Genomic DNA, 16003 nt, shown 5'->3' with positions numbered 1-16003 from the left:
CTTTTCACATGAGCCTTAGCCGTGCCTCCCGCGCCGCCCTGCTGACCGCCGTGGTCGCAGTCGGCGCGATCAGTCTGTCGGCCTGCAGCGGTGACTCCAACGGCAAGTCCGGCGGTGGCGGCAACACCAACTTCGTCACCGACTCCGGCGGTATCTCCACCGTCGCGAAGGGGAAGCGCACTGCCCCCAACAAGCTGTCCGGCGAGACCCTCGAGGGCAAGCCGCTCGACATCGCCGACCTCAAGGGCAAGGTCGTCGTGATGAACACCTGGGGCTCGTGGTGCCCGCCCTGCCGCGCCGAGGCCCCGCATTTCGCGAAGGTCTCCAAGGAGACGAAGGCCAAGGGTGTGGAGTTCGTCGGGATCAATACCCGAGACCACAACAAGGGCCCGGCGCTCGCCTTCGAGAAGGATTTCGAGATCGGGTACCCCAGTCTGTACGACCCGGTGAGCAAGCTGATCGTCAATGGCTTCCCCAAGGGCAGCCTCAATCCGCAGGCCATTCCCTCCACGATCGTGCTCGACCGCGAGGGAAAGATCGCCGCACGCTCCCTCAAAGCGCTCGACGCCACGGCACTCCACAAGATCATCGACCCGTTGATCGCGGAGAAGTGATCCTGTGGAAGCTCTGACGCCGTGCTCCTGGGGTGAGCCCCAGTGAACGAGACGGTCTTCAGCGGGGCGCTGCTGGTCGCGCTGCCCATCGCCGTACTCGGCGGCCTCGTCTCCTTCTTCTCGCCCTGCGTACTGCCGCTCGTACCCGGCTATCTCTCGTACGTCACCGGGGTCAGCGGCAGCGACCTGGCCGAGGCCAAGCGAGGCCGGATGGTCGCCGGAGCGTCCCTCTTCGTCCTCGGCTTCACCGCCGTCTTCGTCTCCGGCGGCGCGCTCTTCGGCTACTTCGGCGCGACCCTCCAGGGCGAGAAGGAGACCCTCTCCAAGGTTCTCGGCGTGCTGATGATCCTGCTGGGCGTCTTCTTCATGGGGCTGATGCCCTGGCTCACCCAGCGCGAATTCCGCCTCCACAAGCGGCCGGTGACCGGTCTGGTCGGCGCACCGCTGCTGGGCGCGCTGTTCGGCGTCGGCTGGACGCCCTGCATCGGCCCGACGCTCGCGTCCGTGAACGCCCTCGCCGCCGAGCAGGCGAGCGCGGGCCGTGGGGCCATACTGACGGTCGCGTACTGCATCGGCCTCGGCCTGCCGTTCGTCCTTGCCGCGGTGGCCTTCCGTAAGGCGCTCGGCGCGTTCGGCTGGGTCAAGCGCCACTACGCCTGGGTGATGCGGATCGGCGGCATCATGATGATCGCGACCGGTCTGCTGCTGCTGACCGGTGTCTGGGACAGCCTGGTGCAGGGCATGCAGGGCTGGACCAACGGCTTCACGGTGGGGATCTGAGTTCCATGAGCAAGACAGCGTCCGACGAGCAGAGGGACAGCCAGGACGGCAAGGACCTCGGAGCGGCCGGAGCCCAGCTCTCCACCGCTCCCAGGGAAGAGCTCATCGCCGGTCCCTCCCTCTCCGTCCTCGGCTGGGTCCGCTGGTTCTGGCGGCAGCTGACCTCCATGCGGGTCGCGCTGATCCTGCTGTTCCTGCTCTCCCTCGGCGCGATCCCCGGCTCCCTCATCCCGCAGAACAGCGTGGACGAGCTGAAGGTGCAGACCTTCAAGGAGGCGCACAGGACGGTCTCGCCGCTCTACGAGAAGCTGCAGTTCTTCGACGTCTACAGCTCGGTGTGGTTCTCGGCGATCTACATCCTGCTGTTCGTCTCCCTCATCGGCTGCATCGTGCCGCGCACCTGGCAGTTCGTCGGCCAGCTCCGCGGCCGGCCGCCGGGCGCCCCCGGCCGGCTGACCCGGCTGCCCGCGTACACCACCTGGCGCAGTGAGGCGGAGCCCGAGCAGGTGCGCGCCGCCGCGCTCGCGATACTGAAGCAGCGCCGCTTCCGCGCCCACACCGTCGGCGACGCGGTCGCCGCGGAGAAGGGCTATCTGCGCGAGGCCGGCAATCTCCTCTTCCACATCGCGCTGATCGTGATGCTGGTCGCCTTCGCCGTCGGCCAGCTCTTCAAGTCCGAGGGCGGCAAGCTGATCGTCGAGGGCGACGGCTTCTCCAACAGCCTCACCCAGTACGACGACTTCAAGTCCGGCTCGATGTTCAGTACGGACGAGCTCGCACCGTTCAGCTTCACGCTGGACAAGTTCACGGGCACGTACGAGAAGAGCGGGCCGCAGCGCGGCACGGCGCGCACCTTCGAGGCCGACGTCAGCTACTCCCAGGGCGACGGCCCCGACAAGAAGTCCGTCATCCAGGTCAACAAGCCGCTGATCGTCGACGGCACCAAGGTCTATCTGCTGTCGCACGGATACGCGCCCGTCGTCACCGTCCGGGACGGCAGGGGCAAGGTCGTCTTCAACGGCGCGGTGCCGCTGCTGCCGATCGACAACAACATCACATCGACCGGCGCGATCAAGGTGATGGACGGCTATCGCGACAAGAACGGCAGGAAGGACCAGCTGGGCTTCCAGGCGTTCTTCGTGCCGACGTTCGGGGGCGCGGGCAAGGGCACGATGTTCTCGCAGTTCCCGGGTCTCGAGTTCCCGGTGCTCGCCCTCACCGGCTACCACGGCAGCCTCGGCGTCAACGCCGGTCTGCCGCAGAACGTGTACCAGCTCGACACCCGCAAGCTGACGCAGTTCAAGGACGCCAAGGGCCAGATCCTCAAGGCACGGCTGCTGCCCGGCGAGAAGATGACGCTGCCGGACGGCGCGGGCTCCATCACCTTCGAGAAGGAAGTGAAGGAGTGGGCCAGCTTCCAGATTTCGCAGCAGCCCGCCAGCGGCTGGGCGCTGACCGGCGCGATCGCCGCCATCGGTGGCCTCGTCGGCTCGCTGTTCATCCAGCGCCGCCGGGTCTGGGTCCGGGCCGTGGCGGGGGAGGACGGCGTGACCGTCGTCGAAATGGCGGGGCTCGGCCGCAGCGAGTCCCCGAAGCTTCCCGAGGAGCTGGCCGACCTGGCGGTCACGCTCCATGCAGAGGCGCCGACCGCGCCAGATCCCGATCCCGCAGATGTACCTGCCGAAGGGGCTGAGAAGTGACTCTCGCCGCCGCAACCACCAACGAAAATCTGGCGCACATCAGCAATGTGCTGATCTATTCGTCGATGGCCGTCTACACGCTGGCCTTTCTCGCCCATATCTCCGAATGGGTCTTCGGCAGCCGCAGCAAGGTGGGCCGTACCGCCGCCGCGCTGACCGGCACCGGGACCGCTGCGGCGGCCGGCTCGGTGAAGGTCCGGGTGAAGCAGCAGGGCGGCGGCACCGCCGTACTGGACAAGCCCAAGGTCATCACCCGCTCGGCGGCCGGCACGCGTGACGTCCCGGACGGCCCCGGCGCCGCGGGCGGCACCGAGAAGGGCGATCTGTACGGCCGGATCGCCGTCTCGCTGACCGTCCTCGGCTTCTTCATCGCGGCGGGAGGCGTCGTCACCCGCGCACTGTCGGTGCAGCGGGCCCCCTGGGGCAACATGTACGAGTTCTCCATCACCTTCTCCACGGTGGCGGTCGGCGCGTACCTCGGCTTCCTGCTCGCCGGGAAGAACGTCCGCTGGATGGGCCTGCTGCTGGTCGCGACCGTCCTCGCAGACCTGGGTATCGCCACCACCTGGCTGTACACCGACAGCGATCAGCTGGTCCCGGCCCTGCACTCGTACTGGCTGTGGATCCACGTCTCCACCGCCATCTTCTGCGGTGCGGTCTTCTACCTCGGCGCGGTCGGCACGCTGCTCTATCTGTTCCGTGACAGCTACGAGAACAAGCTCGCCCGCGGCGAGCAGCCCGGCGCCTTCGCGACCTCGGTCCTGGAGCGGCTGCCGGCGGCCGCCTCGCTCGACAAGTTCGCGTACCGCATCAACGCCGCGGTCTTCCCGCTCTGGACCTTCACGATCATCGCGGGTGCGATCTGGGCCGGCGACGCCTGGGGCCGCTACTGGGGCTGGGACCCCAAGGAGGTCTGGTCCTTCATCACCTGGGTCGCGTACGCCTGCTATCTGCACGCCCGCGCCACCGCAGGCTGGAAGGGCCGGAAGGCGGCAACCCTGGCGCTCATCGCCTTCGGCTGCTGGCTCTTCAACTACTACGGCGTGAACATCTTCGTCACCGGCAAGCACTCCTACGCCGGCGTCTGACCGTTACGCACGCGTCCGACCGTCGCCCACGGCCCCGAGGCGCCGTAGCGGCGCAGGCGTGCGGAACGGCTGAGTGCGCGCGAGGCTGGTGCCATGACCGCAACCATCGACCAGGGCACCAGCCGGAGCGCGGGAGACACCCACACCCTTCACTTCGAGCTCCGCCTCCCCCACCCTGTGGACCGGGTCTGGGCGGCCGTGGCCACACCCGGGGGCCTGCGGGGCTGGCTCGCGGCCGCCGATGTGCTCGAGCCCCGGCTCGGCGGCGTGGTCACGCTGCGCCGGCTGGACACGGATGCCGAGGGACGGCACCCGGTCGTCGAGGGCAGCATCACCGCCTGGGACGTCGAGCGCGTCGCCGAGTACACCGTGGACACCCTCCCCGGCCGGATGCGCTTCCATCTGGAGCCGGCCGGCAGTACCGGCACGACGGTCCGCTTCACCAACGAGTTCAACGGCGACGACGAGCTGCGTCCGGTCTCCCTGGCGGGCTGGCACAACCACTTCGAGTATCTCGTCGACGCACTCGACGGGCGGCCGAAGGACTGGTCCGGCTGGACTCCGGAGCGCCGCGAGGAACTGCGCGAGGCGTACGTGGCCAGGGAGCGCGACGTCAGCCGGCCGTGATCGCGTCGAGCTGGGCCCGCAAATAGGTGTGCGAATCGATGCCCCGGACCTCGGTGCCCGGATCGCACTCGTAGAAGTAGACGAGCGAGATCAGCTCCTCGGCCGGTACGTCCGCCGGCGGCGGCAGCACCCGGTGGCGGCCCGAGCGCCAGCGGTCGCCCGTCCAGCGGGCCATCAGATCCCCGATGTTGATGGTGAACGCCTCGGGGTCGTACGGCGCGTCCTCCCAGCCGCCCTCGTCGGTGAACACCTGCAGCCCGCCCTTGCCCGCCTGCCGGTCCAGGACCGTGACCGTGCCGAAGTCGGTGTGCGGGCCGATGCGGAACTGGCCGGGCTGCGGCTCGCCGACGGTGTCCGTCCCCGGGTACCAGTTGATGTTGAAGCCCCAGGTGGGATGCCCGGTGTGCCGGGTGAAGAAGTCCTCGGCCTCGCCCAGCGCGACCGCGAGAAGCTCCAGCAGCAGATCGGAGAGCGCCCGCAGTTGCCCGAGATACGTCTCCACCCGCTCCTTCAGTCCCGGCACCTCGGCCGGCCAGGTGTTGGGCAGGAACCACTCGGCGTCGACCGCCGGGTCGCCGGTGGGGTCCTCGGCCGCGAAGGACAGCGACTCCTTCAGGTCCGGTGGAGTCTCGGTACCCTCGGCGTACCCGTTCGCCTCGGCGCCGGGGCCCAGCCAGCCGCGTCCGCCGACCTTGACGGCGTACGGCTCCTTGACGCCGGACGGCAGCCGGAAGAACTCCCTTGCCACCTCCCGGATCTCGGCACGCAGCCCTGGGTCGATTCCGTGTCCTGTGACCAGGAGGAATCCGGCGGTCCGCAGGGCCTGGTCGACGGTCGTCGCGATCTCCGCGCGGACGGCCGCATCCCCGGTGAGCCAGGGGCGCAGGTCGATGCCGGGAATCCTGGAATCAGTCACCGATGTCCTCGTTCCACAGTTCGGTGTCGGCCTTGATGACGTCACGCATCAGGCTCCCGCACTCGGCGCCGTTCAGGACTGCTTGGGGTCGTCGCCGTTCTCGCGGCGCTTGAGCTCCTCCTCGCGGCGGCGCAGATCCGCCTCCCAGTCCTTGAGGAGCGCCTCGTCCTTTACCTCTTGGGAAGCGGCCTCGTCCTTGAGGGACTTGAGGAAGTCGGGGTTGTCGTCGGGCGCGACCCACTCCGTGCGGTGGTTGCGGCGTCGCTCGGAGGATGTGCTGCCGTCGGCGGAGACCTTGCGTGCCCGGCCGGCGACGAGCCAGGCGACCGGGCCGATCAGCACCTCGCCGAAGAGCAGCACGATGATGATCCACACCACCTTGGGGAGGTGTTTGACCTCCTGCTCAGGGGTGTTGAGGCAGTCGATGAAGGCGTAGATCCACAGCGCCAGGACCAGCAGGAAGGGCAGATACCGGAGCATGGTGGTGCGATCCCCCCGGGGGAGCGGTGGCGGGGCGCCGTGGGCCCCGGTGACGGATACAGGGTAGTGGGTGGCCGATACTGGTTGGCATGGCTTACGACGATCTTCGCTCCCTGCTCCGGGCGCTGGAGCGCGAGGGAGACCTCAAGCGCATCAAGGCCGAGGTCGACCCCTGTCTGGAGGTCGGGGAGATCGTCGACCGCGTGAACAAGGCGGGCGGTCCCGCGCTGCTCTTCGAGAATGTGCGCGGATCCGCGATGCCGCTCGCGATGAACGTCTTCGGTACGGACCGCCGGCTGCTCAAGGCGCTCGGCCTGAAGTCCTACGCGGAGATCAGCGACAAGATCGGCGGGCTGCTCAAGCCGGAACTGCCGCACGGCTTCGTCGGTGTGCGCGAGGCCTTCGGGAAGCTCGGCACGATGGTGCACGTACCGCCGAAGAAGGTGAAGGACGCGCCGGTGCAGGAGGTCGTCCTGCACGGCGACGACGTGGACCTGGACCAGCTGCCGGCGCTGTTCACCTGGCCGGAGGACGGCGGTTCCTTCTTCAACCTGGGCCTCACGCACACCAAGCATCCGGAGACGGGCGTACGCAACCTCGGTCTCTACCGCCTGCAGCGCCACGACAGGCGCACCATCGGCATGCACTGGCAGATCCACAAGGACAGCCGCAACCACTACCAAGTGGCGGCCAAACGCGGTGAGCGGCTGCCGGTCGCGATCGCCTTCGGCTGCCCGCCGGCCGTGACGTACGCGTCCACCGCGCCGCTGCCCGGTGATATCGACGAGTACCTCTTCGCGGGCTTCGTCCAGGGCAAGCGGATCGAGATGGTCGACTGCAAGACCGTGCCGCTGCAGGTCCCGGCGAACGCCGAGGTCGTCATCGAGGGCTGGCTGGAGCCCGGCGAGATGCTCCCCGAGGGCCCCTTCGGCGACCACACCGGCTTCTACACCCCGCAGGAGCCCTTCCCGGCACTGACCATCGACTGCGTCACGATGCGCAAGCGTCCGCTGCTGCAGTCGATCGTGGTGGGCCGGCCGCCGACGGAGGACGGTCCGCTGGGCCGTGCCACGGAGCGGTTCTTCCTGCCCCTGCTCAAGATCATCGTGCCGGACATCGTGGACTACCACCTGCCCGAGTCCGGCGGCTTCCACAACTGCGCGATCGTCTCGATCGACAAGAAGTACCCGAAGCACGCGCAGAAGGTCATGCACGCCATCTGGGGCGCGCACATGATGTCGCTGACGAAACTGATCGTCGTCGTGGACGCCGACTGTGACGTCCACGATCTGCACGAGGTCTCGTGGCGGGCGCTCGGCAACACCGACTACGCCCGTGACCTGACCGTCGTCGAGGGCCCGGTCGACCACCTCGACCACGCCTCGTACCAGCAGTTCTGGGGCGGCAAGGCGGGCATCGACGCGACGAAGAAGCTCCCCGAGGAGGGGTACGTACGGGACGGCGGCTGGCCGAACATGGTCGAGTCCGACCCGGAGACGGCGGCGAAGGTCGACCGCCGTTGGAAGGAGTACGGCCTGTGAGCAGTGCCGCCGCCGCAGTCCCGCAACCCGGTGGGACCAAGGCCTTTCTCCGGCTGGTGATGATCGAGCACTCGGTCTTCGCGCTCCCTTTCGCCTACATCGCCTCGCTGACCGCGATGTTCCAGCTGGACGGGAACGTCCACTGGGGGCGGCTGCTGCTGGTGACGATCGCGATGGTGGGTCTGCGCACCTTCGCGATGGCCTGCAACCGCATCATCGACCGCGAGATCGACGCCCGTAATCCGCGTACCGCGGGACGCGAGCTGGTGACCGGCGCGGTGTCGGTGAGGTCGGCCTGGACCGGCGCACTGGTCGCCGTGGTCGTCTTCCTCGGGGCGGCCGCCGCGCTGAACCCGCTGTGCCTCGCGCTCGCCCCCATCGCGGTGATCCCGATGGTGGTCTATCCGTACGGCAAGCGGTTCACGAACTTCCCGCACGCCATCCTCGGACTCGCCCAGGCGATGGGGCCGGTCGGCGCATGGATCGCGATCACCGGCCAGTGGTCCTGGGACGCGGTGATCCTCGGTCTCGCGGTCGGCGTCTGGATCGGCGGCTTCGACCTGATCTTCGGCTGCCAGGACGTCCAGGCGGACCGTGCGCACGGCGTGATGTCCGTCCCGGCCCGCTTCGGCATCCCGGCCGCGCTGTACGGCGCGCGCGTCTCGCATGTCGTCACCACGGTCCTGCTGGTCTGGTACGCGCTGGCCACGGACGTGGGCGGGTTCTTCTGGCTGGGCCTGGTGATCGTCGCGGCGGCGTTCCTGTACGAGCACACGATCGTGACGCCGCACGACCTGTCCCGTCTCAACCGTGCGTTCTTCACGGTCAACGGCTTCATCGGGATCGCTCTCTTCGCGTGCGCGCTGCTCGATCTGCTGGTGCGCGGCCTGACCGTGTAGCCATGGCGCACGTGACGGCTGAAGACCGCGAGCCGCCGGATATGGTCAGAGGTGTGGAGCCTGTGGAAGTGAAGAGCCGTCAGCCGTGGGTGGTGGGGGTCTCCGGCGCGTCCGGGACGCCGTATGCCGCCGCTGTACTGCGCGGGCTGCTGGCCGCGGGCGAGAGTGTGGACCTGGTGGTCAGCCGCGCCTCGCGGCTGACGCTGCTCGACGAGACCGGGATCGCCTTCCGCGACGCGTACTGGCGCGAGGATCTGCGGGAGTGGCTGGCGCGCGGGGCCGACGGGAAGCCGGGCACCTTCCGGGTCGATGTCGATGCCGTACGGCACTGGGCCGCGGGGGATCTGGCCGCCGGGCCTTCGTCCGGTTCGTATCCGGTGAAGGGGATGCTGATCGTGCCGGCGTCCACGGCGTGTGTGGCCGGGGTGGCGCTCGGGCTCTCGAAGGATCTGCTGCAGCGCGCGGCGAGCGTGACGCTCAAGGAGCGGCGGAAGCTCGTGGTCGCGGTGCGGGAGACCCCGCTGAACGGGCAGACCCTCAAGCATCTGGTGACACTGGACGAGGCGGGCGCCGTGGTGCTGCCCGCCTCTCCGGCGTTCTACGCGGGGGCGACGCACATCCAGGATCTGGTGGACTTCGTCGCTGGGCGGGTGCTGGACGCGGCAGGGGTGCCGCATCAGTTGTACCGCCGTTGGGAGGGAGAGCTGGGTGGCTCTCGTACGGATTAGCCCGGGTTAGCGCTTCTTGGCGCGGCCAGCCGTGCGGGTCTTGTCGATCCGGTGGGCGGCAGCGGGCTGATGGGCACGCGAGCGGTTGGCCAGCTCCTGCAGCTGTCGCATGTGGGCGTAGGCCATCTCGATCGAGTACACGGTGTCACTCCTGAAGTTTCGAAGGATCATTGCTGATCATCTGAAAGATTTGCAGGGTGTTGACCCTGCATGCCTTAGATTCTATACGTAAACTTGCGAGATCGCTGAACAATGGAAGGGTCCAGGCATATGGACGCGGTGGACAGGCAGCTCATCCAGGCGCTCAGGGAGAACGGCCGGGCTTCGTACGCCGAGCTCGGCCGGCTCGTCGGGCTCTCGGGGCCCTCCGTCACCGACCGCATCAACCGCCTCGAGGCGGCAGGCGTCATCACCGGCTACCGGGCCACCGTCGACGCCGCCTCGCTCGGTCTCGGTGTCACGGCACTGATCGGGATCTCGCTCTCCGACGCGGCCGACCATGAGGATGTGGCGCGCCGGCTGAAGGACCTCGCCGAGATCGAGGACTGCTGGTTCATCGCGGGCGACGACTCGTACATGCTCAAGGTGCGGGCCGACAACGTGGACGGTCTGGAGAAGACGATCCGCCGGCTCTCCGGCACGAGGGGCGTCTCCCGTACGCGTACCACGATCGTGCTTTCCACCAAGTGGGAGAACCGGGTCGGCGATCTGCCCGAGGAGGGCTAGGCGTACGGTGGTGGAGCCTCCGGGGGGTCCCGGGGGTGTCCCCTCGGGACAGCACGGCGCAGACATATGGGAGGCGGCCTAAGTGACTGCATCTATTCAAGATGTGGGCCTCAAGCGCGAGCTGGAGGAGAAGGTCAGGGCCGGGGAGCGGCTGACCCGCGAGGACGGCATCGCCCTCTACGAGTCGGACGACCTGGCGTGGCTCGGCGGACTCGCGCACGAGGTGCGGACGCGCAAGAACGGTGACGTCGTCCACTTCAACGTCAACCGCCACCTCAATATGACGAATGTGTGCACCGCGTCGTGTGCGTACTGCTCGTTCCAGCGCAAGCCGGGCGAGAAGGACGCGTACACCATGCGTATCGAGGAGGCCGTCCGTCTCGCCAAGGCGATGGAGGGCGAGAACCTCACCGAGCTGCACATCGTCAACGGGCTCCACCCCAACCTGCCGTGGCGGTACTACCCGCGCTCGCTCAGTGAGCTCAAGAAGGCTCTGCCGAACGTCTCCCTGAAGGCCTTCACCGCCACCGAGATCCACCACTTCGAGACCATCTCCGGGATGTCCGCCTCCGACATCCTCGACGAGCTGATCGAGGCCGGTCTGGAGTCGCTGACCGGCGGCGGCGCGGAGATCTTCGACTGGGAGGTCCGGCAGCACATCGTCGACCACCGCACCCACTGGGAAGACTGGTCGCGCATCCACCGCCTCGCGCACTCCAAGGGGCTCAAGACCCCGAGCACGATGCTGTACGGCCATATCGAGGAGCCCCGCCACCGCGTCGACCATGTCCTGCGGCTGCGTGAGCTGCAGGACGAGACCGGCGGTTTCCAGGTCTTCATCCCGCTGCGCTACCAGCACGACTTCGTGGACATGCAGGACGGCAAGGTCCGCAACCGGCTGCAGGCACGGACGACGATGGCGACCGGTGCCGAGGCGCTGAAGACCTTCGCGGTCTCGCGGCTGCTGTTCGACAACGTGCCGCACGTCAAGGTGTTCTGGGTGATGCACGGTGTGCAGACCGCGCAGCTCGCGCTGCAGCACGGCGCGGACGACATGGACGGCTCGGTCGTCGAGTACAAGATCACGCACGACGCGGACAACTACGGCACGCCGAACAAGCTGACCCGCGACGATCTGCTGGACCTGATCCGCGATGCGGGCTTCCGTCCGGTGGAGCGGAACACGCGCTACGAGATCATCCGCGAGTACCCGGGCCCGGACGCGGATCGGCGCGAGTCGCCGCAGCCGATGCGGGTCTGACTCCCGCTCCCAACTCTCCAACTCATCGGGAAGCCCCGGCCGCAGGCCGGGGTTTCTCGCGTTCTGGACACGGCTTGAGCATCGCCACTTGTAATGGCTAGCCTCGCCCCATGGGCCTTACCTTTGAGCTGGATCCACCGATCGACCGTCCCCTGCGGGACGGGGTCGTCTCGCTCTGGGCCGACGTGTCCAACACCGGCGGCGCCGTCGGCTTTGTGCCGCCGGTGACCGACGACGCCGTGCGGCCCGAGTTCGTGAAGCATCTCGTCGCGATGGCCGAGGGCCGCACCCGGCTGCTCGTCGGCTACGACGACGAGGGCGCCGTCGCGGCCACCGCCTTCTTCACGTACAACACGCACCGGCTGATGCTGCACTGGGTCTGGCTCTACACGGTGATGGTGCACCCCAAGCACCAGGGCAAGGGATACGGGCGCGAGCTGATGGCCGCGGCCGCCGAAGCCGCCCGGAGCTTCGACGGTATCGAGGCGATACGGCTCACCTGCCGCGGCGGCACCGGAGCCGACCACTTCTACGCCGCCTGCGGCTACAAGGAGGTCGGACGCGTGCCCGGCGGGATCCGGGTCGCCGAGGGCGACGACCGCGACGACATCGTGATGCTGCTGCCGCTGATCTGAACCCCCTTGAATCGGACAGGACGGGGCGTGCTTCACTGGACGGGCACGACCTGCCGTACGAAGAGAGAAGGCCCGCCGTGTCCGCTGCCAAGTCGAGCGCCGCGATCCGGTACACCACGCTGCGCCTCGCCATCTTCATCGGTTGCTTCGTCCTCGTGGGCACCCTGGTCCAGGTCGGCGTACTGCCCAAGGGGCTTGGCGACTCCAACTTCGTCTGGGTGATCCTGCTCGCGCTCGTCGTGTCCGCGCCGCTCAGCTTCATCCTGCTGCGCAAGCAGCGTGACGCCATGTCCGAGCAGATCGTCGGCAAGGTCGACCAGGCCAAGGCCAGGCTCGAGGCCAACCGATCGCAGGAGGACGGCGCCGTCCAGTAGACGCCGCGTCAGCTTCTTCACACTCAACCCGCGCCCCGGCAGGAGCAGTCGCTCCACTGCCGGGGCGTCGGCGTTCCCGGTGTGCCAGGCCTGCCCCGGACCCAAAGGGGAGCTTTGAGGTTCTCAAAGTTCAAGTGTTAACGTGTTCGATGTGAAGACAGCAGTGCGCCACCACGACGCCGTGAGCATCCCGCTCGTGGCGCGCCTGCATGTCGATCTGTGCCGCTGTATGTCCGCGGTCTGTTGCCGCTCGGTCTGATCCCGGCATCACAGCGGCGCTGCGCACTGCGCATGGGCGCCGCACCCCCGTCCCCGTATGTCCTCGATACGCCATATCTGGAGTGTGTCCTCCGTGTCCGCGAACACCGCGTCCACCACGGCCGGAAAGCCCTCGGGCTCCGGTTTCCGTATACCCAAGGTCCCCTTCTGGGCCCAGATCGCCGCCGGTCTGGCGCTCGGCGTCCTGCTCGGCTGGCTCGCCCGCAGTCAGGACATCGGCTGGCTGAAGGACACGCTCGACCAGGTCGGCTCGATCTTCGTCCAGCTGCTGAAGCTGGCCGTCGCACCGCTCGTCTTCTTCGCGATCCTGGTGTCGATCACCAACCTCCGTAAGGTCAACAACGCCGCCAGGCTGGCCACCCGCACCCTTCTCTGGTTCATGATCACGTCGCTGATCGCGGTGGCCATCGGCCTCGCGATCGGCCTGCTCACCAACCCGGGCGCGGGCACCGGGCTTACGCCGAAGGACGGCAAGGCCCCCGAGCACCACGGGACCTGGATCGACTTCCTCACCGGAATCATCCCCACGGACATCGTCACGCCGTTCGCCACGCTCGAGGTTCTCCAGATCGTCTTCCTGGCCGTCGTCGCCGGTATCGCCGCGCTGGCGCTCGGCGAGAAGGCCAAGCCCATCCTCACGCTCAGCGAGGCCGTGCTCGAGCTGCTGCAGAAGGCGCTGTGGTGGGTCATCCGACTGGCGCCCATCGGTACCGTCGGCCTCATCGGCTTCGCCATCGCCGACTACGGCTGGAACCTGATCAGCAAGTACGCGACGTTCACCGCGGACGTCTACATCGGCTGCGCGCTGGTGCTGTTCGGCGTCTACCCGCTGCTGCTGGCGACCGTCGCCAAGGTCAACCCGGTCCAGTTCTTCAAGGGCGCCTGGCCGGCCATCCAGCTGGCGTTCGTCTCCCGCTCCTCGGTCGGCACGATGCCGGTCACCCAGAAGGTCACCGAACGTCTCGGCGTGCCGAAGGAGTACACCTCGTTCGCCGTTCCGTTCGGCGCGACGACCAAGATGGACGGCTGCGCCGCGATCTATCCGGCGCTCGCCGCGATCTTCATCGCGCAGATCTTCGATGTGCAGCTCGGTGTCCAGGACTACCTGCTGATCGCCTTCGTCTCGGTCGTCGGCTCGGCGGCCACCGCCGGACTGACCGGCGCGACGGTCATGCTGACGCTGACCCTCTCCACGCTGGGTCTGCCGCTGGAGGGTGTGGGTCTGCTGATGGCGATCGACCCGATTCTGGACATGATGAGGACCGCCACGAACGTCGCAGGCCAAGCGCTGGTTCCGGTCATCGTCGCGGCCCGCGAGAAGATCCTCGACCACGACGCGTACAACTCGGCGACGTCCTCGCCGATCGACGAGTACGACGTCCGCGAGGCCGAGCAGAAGGTGGCCGTGCCAGTCGCCGCGTAGGTCACAACGGTCTGAGACACCTGTGCCCGCACCCGGACCTCCGGGTGCGGGCACAGCCGCTGTCGCGGGGCCGCCGTTCCGCAACGCGGGCTTTCGGCCGTTCTGGCCTTTCAGTCTTCCTTCGGGCCCGCCCGCAGTGCCTTTGGCATCTGAACCGCAGCGGTCGGTTCAGGGATCGTGGCCACCCGCTTCGCGGCGAATTTGCGGTTGGCGACCGTCTGCTTGCGATAGGCGTCGGGAAGGTCGGGCATCGCCAGAAGGCGGTCGCACGCCTGGAGCGAGCCGGCGTAGTCGCCCACCCAGTAGGCAGTGATCGAGAACTCGAACAGCAGTCCCCAGCGGTACACCCACGGCTGGATGAACAGCAGGTCGTCCGGCGGCTCCTGGCCCAGCCCGGCACGGACGATCGCGTGCGCGGCATGATGGCGGCCCAGTTTGCGCAGCCGCGCGGAGAGTTCGTAAGACGCTTCGAGCCGCTGTGGACGCGACTCCCAGGCGCGGGAGAAGGCGTCCATCGCTCCCGGCCAGTCGTCGGAACCGTCCTTGAGAATCCCGACCTGCAACAGCGAGTAGTACACCTCTTCGACCCAGCCCCCCATCGCGGCGCGGCGCTCGTACAGGGTGATCGCCTCGTCGGTGTTGCCCATGTCGCGCATGGTCTGTGCCAGGTAGAAGACCGTGCGGGTATTGGCGGGGTCGCGCTCCATCTCGGCGCTCAGCAGGCGCGCGTCGCGCTCGAACTTGTCGTGCCGTGAGCCTCCGTCGTGGAAGTCCTCGATGACGAGCGCGTCGAGATTTTCCTGGTCGTGCCGCTGGTCGGCGGTGAGGTACTCGTGGGTGACGCCTTCGTACCGCCAGGCGATGTCGCCGCGGACCAGGCGTCTGATGCGGTACTCGGTCGCGCCTTCGTGACGCAGCATGTAGGCGTCGGCGGTAAGCCGGGGCAGCGGGCCGTCCCTGCGGATCACGAGGTCGGCGTCGAGGAGGAGTAGATAGTCGGCCTTGCGGTGGGCGTGCCTGATGTTCAGGGTCCGGTTGTGGCCGAAGTTGACCCAGGGCTCCTCGTGCAACTCGCCCGGGATGCCGTGCATTGCCGTACGGATCAACTCCTGGGTTCCGTCGGTCGAACCGGTGTCGGAGATCACCCAGGTGTCCACCAGGTCACGCACTGAGGCGAGGCATCGTTCGATGACTTTCGACTCGTTCTTGACGATCATGCACAGGCACACGGACGGCTTCACTGCATCACCACTTCCGGCGGGTCGGTCCGGCGGCGACCCTATGCAGCGGACTCAGCGGCGCGGAGACGGCACGCCGACGGCCGTGCCGGTTCGCTGCCGCGTACGCACCCATTGGTGTGTCGCTCATAGGCCATTGCGTTGATAACTCTGGAAGGCTCTCAAGGCGTTGCGTCCGCGAACCGATGATGCCGAAGGAAGCCCGAACTCGCTTCCGGAGCGTCACTCGAACTGGTTCAAAAAGGAGCAGTGTATGAGTCCTGAACACAGGACCAAGTCCCCGCTGGGCCCGCTTCCAAGGCGGCGTGCCTGGCTGACCGGCGGCACGATCGCGTCGATCGCGCTCGTGCTTACCGGGATGGCGAATCCCGCGATTGCCGCCGCGCAGGCCACCAAGGCGAACTCCGACGTCGTCGTGGCCGGCCAATCGGACAGGGATAGATGCGATAACAGAACGAAGGCGCTGCCCCGGGCGGAGACAGCGCCGCAGGCAGTGGGCGGCAAGGACAAGTGCAAGGTGGGCCCCACCGGGCCTACGGGTCCCAGGGGGCGCAAGGGGGCCACCGGGCCCACCGGGCCCACGGGGGACCCGGGTCCCACGGGTCCGACCGGGGCCGATGGTGTGGACGGTGCCACGGGTGACACCGGGCCGACCGGTGCCACGGGCGACACGGGTCCGACCGGGCCCCCTGGT

17 protein-coding genes are annotated in these 16003 nt (G+C 68.0%); 13 read left to right on the top strand and 4 right to left on the bottom strand.

The window, feature by feature from the left end; translation table 11 throughout:
• The first annotated feature begins 8 nt into the window (after positions 1-8).
• From ACFWDI_RS21340 to ACFWDI_RS21320, 5 genes are all read left to right on the top strand, one after another.
• The gene (locus tag ACFWDI_RS21340; protein WP_385305999.1) at positions 9-614 is read left to right on the top strand and encodes a TlpA family protein disulfide reductase; all 606 of its coding nucleotides are present in this window, start codon (positions 9-11) and stop codon (positions 612-614) included.
• A gap of 42 nt (positions 615-656) precedes the next feature.
• Positions 657-1394 carry a cytochrome c biogenesis protein CcdA gene (locus ACFWDI_RS21335; RefSeq protein ID WP_327325376.1) on the top strand — a complete coding sequence of 246 codons (738 nt, stop codon included), beginning with the start codon at positions 657-659 and terminating at the stop codon, positions 1392-1394.
• A gap of 5 nt (positions 1395-1399) precedes the next feature.
• On the top strand, positions 1400-3094 hold the full coding sequence (locus ACFWDI_RS21330; RefSeq protein WP_385305997.1) for a cytochrome c biogenesis protein ResB: 1695 nt from the start codon (positions 1400-1402) through the stop codon (positions 3092-3094).
• Complete coding sequence (ccsB, locus tag ACFWDI_RS21325; protein WP_385305995.1) at positions 3091-4182, top strand: c-type cytochrome biogenesis protein CcsB; 1092 nt, start codon at positions 3091-3093, stop codon at positions 4180-4182. Before ACFWDI_RS21330 ends, ccsB begins: the two co-directional genes overlap by 4 nt.
• Before the next feature lie 93 nt (positions 4183-4275).
• The gene (locus ACFWDI_RS21320; protein WP_385305994.1) at positions 4276-4809 is read left to right on the top strand and encodes an SRPBCC domain-containing protein; all 534 of its coding nucleotides are present in this window, start codon (positions 4276-4278) and stop codon (positions 4807-4809) included.
• Here ACFWDI_RS21320 and ACFWDI_RS21315 read toward each other — a convergent pair.
• A complete protein-coding gene (locus ACFWDI_RS21315) occupies positions 4796-5725 on the bottom strand; it encodes an isopenicillin N synthase family dioxygenase (protein ID WP_385305992.1) in 930 nt (309 codons plus the stop codon). The two genes, ACFWDI_RS21320 and ACFWDI_RS21315, sit on opposite strands and share 14 nt — an antisense overlap.
• 72 nt (positions 5726-5797) lie before the next feature.
• Complete coding sequence (locus ACFWDI_RS21310; protein ID WP_385305990.1) at positions 5798-6205, bottom strand: PLD nuclease N-terminal domain-containing protein; 408 nt, start codon at positions 6203-6205, stop codon at positions 5798-5800.
• An 89-nt stretch (positions 6206-6294) separates the two neighbouring features.
• Between ACFWDI_RS21310 and ACFWDI_RS21305 the strand changes: the two genes are divergently transcribed.
• The 3 genes from ACFWDI_RS21305 (at position 6295) to ACFWDI_RS21295 (ending at position 9373) form a co-directional block, all read left to right on the top strand.
• On the top strand, positions 6295-7746 hold the full coding sequence (locus tag ACFWDI_RS21305; RefSeq protein WP_385305988.1) for a menaquinone biosynthesis decarboxylase: 1452 nt from the start codon (positions 6295-6297) through the stop codon (positions 7744-7746).
• Positions 7743-8645, top strand: a complete 903-nt coding sequence (gene mqnP, locus ACFWDI_RS21300) for a menaquinone biosynthesis prenyltransferase MqnP (RefSeq protein ID WP_385305987.1) — start codon at positions 7743-7745, stop codon at positions 8643-8645. Before ACFWDI_RS21305 ends, mqnP begins: the two co-directional genes overlap by 4 nt.
• Before the next feature lie 68 nt (positions 8646-8713).
• Positions 8714-9373, top strand: a complete 660-nt coding sequence (locus ACFWDI_RS21295) for a UbiX family flavin prenyltransferase (protein WP_385306091.1) — start codon at positions 8714-8716, stop codon at positions 9371-9373.
• A gap of 6 nt (positions 9374-9379) precedes the next feature.
• Here ACFWDI_RS21295 and ACFWDI_RS21290 read toward each other — a convergent pair whose 3' ends face one another.
• On the bottom strand, positions 9380-9514 hold the full coding sequence (locus tag ACFWDI_RS21290; protein WP_385305985.1) for a hypothetical protein: 135 nt from the start codon (positions 9512-9514) through the stop codon (positions 9380-9382).
• A 129-nt stretch (positions 9515-9643) separates the two neighbouring features.
• On the opposite strand from ACFWDI_RS21290, the gene ACFWDI_RS21285 reads away from it, so the two are divergent.
• The 5 genes from ACFWDI_RS21285 (at position 9644) to ACFWDI_RS21265 (ending at position 14071) form a co-directional block, all read left to right on the top strand.
• Positions 9644-10099 carry an Lrp/AsnC family transcriptional regulator gene (locus ACFWDI_RS21285; RefSeq protein WP_327325384.1) on the top strand — a complete coding sequence of 152 codons (456 nt, stop codon included), beginning with the start codon at positions 9644-9646 and terminating at the stop codon, positions 10097-10099.
• 94 nt (positions 10100-10193) lie between these two features.
• Positions 10194-11360, top strand: coding sequence for an aminofutalosine synthase MqnE (mqnE, locus tag ACFWDI_RS21280; RefSeq protein WP_327328444.1), 1167 nt, complete (start codon positions 10194-10196; stop codon positions 11358-11360).
• 110 nt (positions 11361-11470) lie between these two features.
• Positions 11471-11995: a GNAT family N-acetyltransferase gene (locus tag ACFWDI_RS21275; protein ID WP_327325385.1), complete on the top strand. Its 525-nt coding sequence runs from the start codon at positions 11471-11473 to the stop codon at positions 11993-11995.
• Positions 11996-12072: 77 nt separating this feature from the next.
• On the top strand, positions 12073-12369 hold the full coding sequence (locus ACFWDI_RS21270; RefSeq protein WP_385305983.1) for a DUF4229 domain-containing protein: 297 nt from the start codon (positions 12073-12075) through the stop codon (positions 12367-12369).
• 352 nt (positions 12370-12721) lie between these two features.
• Complete coding sequence (locus ACFWDI_RS21265; protein WP_385305981.1) at positions 12722-14071, top strand: dicarboxylate/amino acid:cation symporter; 1350 nt, start codon at positions 12722-12724, stop codon at positions 14069-14071.
• Positions 14072-14181: 110 nt separating this feature from the next.
• On the opposite strand, the gene ACFWDI_RS21260 is transcribed toward ACFWDI_RS21265, so the two are convergent.
• On the bottom strand, positions 14182-15312 hold the full coding sequence (locus ACFWDI_RS21260; protein ID WP_385305979.1) for a glycosyltransferase: 1131 nt from the start codon (positions 15310-15312) through the stop codon (positions 14182-14184).
• Positions 15313-16003: the final 691 nt, after the last annotated feature.

This window comes from Streptomyces sp. NPDC060064 (assembly GCF_042736455.1).
Taxonomy (GTDB): Bacteria; Actinomycetota; Actinomycetes; order Streptomycetales; family Streptomycetaceae; genus Streptomyces.
Note: the sequence above shows the minus strand (reverse complement) of the source record. Positions and strands in the feature narration are given on the sequence as shown.